The sequence below is a fragment of the Streptosporangium sp. NPDC049644 genome, assembly GCF_040675205.1.
Taxonomy (GTDB): Bacteria; Actinomycetota; Actinomycetes; order Streptosporangiales; family Streptosporangiaceae; genus Streptosporangium; species Streptosporangium fukuiense.
On sequence record NZ_JBFAOJ010000246.1, the window covers coordinates 1 to 1,982 of the forward strand.

Genomic DNA, 1,982 nt, shown 5'->3' on the forward strand with positions numbered 1-1,982 from the left:
GGCAGCGGAGATGCGGAGCTTCAGCCCCTTGTCGGATTGGTAGGCGGTCAGGAACGCCACCTCGTCGACCACGACCAGGACGAACGGGTCATCGAGGGTGGGGGTGTGGGAGCGCTGGAGTCCGGCGTAGCGGTCGGCCCGCTCCTGCATGATCTGCACGGCGGATTCGAGGAGATCGGCGCAGTCGGCCGGGCTGGCGGCGTAGCGGTCCCCGAACAGGTCGCGTCCGTAGGACAGTTCCATCCGTTTGGGATCCAGCGCCCACACCTGGGCCAGGCCCGCGCGGGTGGCGGGGAGCAGGCCGCGGATCGTCGACCAGATGACCGAGCCCTTGCCCGCCCCGGTGGCCCCGGCGACCAGGACATGAGTGCCGTGAACCTTCAGCAGCCAGGGCTTGCCGTCCTCGCACATGCCGACCTCCACCGGCCCCACCGACACCTCAGCCGGAACCGGCACGGCCGCAAGCGGAGTGGCGAGGGGATCGCGCCGGGGGAAGACGAGCAGTAGCCGGCCCGAGCGCGCGATGGAGACCCGGCAGGATTGAGCGCCGAACCCGTGGGCGAGATGGTCGGTGCGATCGGCCCAATCCTTGACCGACTGCCCGGTGAGCATCCGCACCGTGACCAGGTCGGCCCACGAGGTACAGGTGACTCGGACGATGCGGGGCAGGTAGTCCCGGCCGCGTAAATGACGGCCGAGCCCAGAGATGATCATTACCGGTTGCCAGTGCCGCCGGTAGACCCACACCAGCCGCCACCAGGCCAGCAGCCGCCAGCCCACCAGACGCAGGAACGATGGACGAGCGAGCAGGCACCACGCGGTGAGGCCGAGCGGAACCAGGACGACGAAGCCGAGGCCCCAGCGCCAGCCGCAGAAGTAGGTGAGCACACCGGGGGTGAGGGCGACGGCCGAGGCGATCGGGTGACGCCACAGCAGCCGCAGGACACCGGCCAGCAACCGCCACGTGAAGATCACAATGGTGACGATCGCCGGGGTACGGACGACGGCCGGACTGAAGACGACGGCGGTATCGGGGGTGGTGGAGACGAGGTGCTGTGCCTCATCGCCGGGCAGTTTCTTGAACATTAGGCTGGGGGCCTTCCTTGAATTCGCGTGAGAGGGAGAACCGAGGGGCCGCCGGAAGTTGGCGCTTCTGGCGGCCCCGCTTACGTGTCAGGCCGCCTTGTCCTGCTTGGCCTGGTCGGGGTTGGTGGGCTGTTCGGTGTGCAGGCGCTCGCAGTCGGCGAGGTAGCGCGCGGCAGCGGCGAAGATCTCCCGGGCGAGGGTCACGTCCCGCTCGGTGACCGGCCCGCCGCCCGTGGTGGTGATGGTCATTTGTGCCTCAGTGCTGGACAGGGTCAGGAACGGTCGCTCGCCGTCGCCCCCGAACGCCTTGGCCGACATGTCCGAGGTGCAGAAGGAGACATCGAAGCGGGTGAGGCCCTCGTGGATCGACGCGGTGACGTAGGTGTAGGGCTTGTGCTCGCTCACGCGGCCACGTCCTTACCGGCCGTCTCCTTGGTCGAGACCGGAGCCGCAGCGGCCTGCCGAGAGGGAGCCGTCGCGGAGCGGGGAGGGCGCATCGCCGTTGCCCGGATCGACCAGGCCAGGCGACCGGTGTTCTGGCCGACGTAGGCGGTGGCGGTCATGCCGTCGAACTCGACCGGCACGAACGGCAGGCCCGGCAGCGCGGCCGGGACGACCGGCTGGACCGGGGACAGGATCTTGATCGAGACCGTCTTCTGGCCGGCCTTGACAGTGGGGTCGGCGTCCATGACCGCGACCTGCCACACCAGTTCGCCTGTGTTCTTGTCCTTGGCGTAGACGGTGCGGCCCTTGGACGAGGCGTCGAAGTCCTTGACCTGCTCGACCTCGCCGACGATGTAGCAGCCGTGCGGGAAGACCTGCGTGAAGCTGATCGGGATGGGGCCTTGGATGGCCATGTCGATGGTCCTTTCAATCGGGACGGCCCGACGTTCGGT

General features: G+C 68.7%; 3 protein-coding genes. All 3 read right to left on the bottom strand.

Annotated features, from left to right (window positions below):
• A partial coding sequence (locus tag AB0J58_RS44815; protein ID WP_364227915.1) for an FtsK/SpoIIIE domain-containing protein occupies positions 1 to 1,086 on the bottom strand: 1,086 nt, incomplete at its 3' end.
• Between the two features lie 87 nt (positions 1,087 to 1,173).
• Positions 1,174 to 1,491 (bottom strand): hypothetical protein, encoded by a 318-nt coding sequence (locus tag AB0J58_RS44820; protein ID WP_364227918.1) that lies wholly within the window; start codon positions 1,489 to 1,491, stop codon positions 1,174 to 1,176.
• Positions 1,488 to 1,982, bottom strand: a 495-nt coding sequence (locus tag AB0J58_RS44825; protein WP_364227921.1) for a hypothetical protein, incomplete at its 5' end; no start/stop codon positions are given. The genes AB0J58_RS44825 and AB0J58_RS44820, both read right to left, overlap by 4 nt.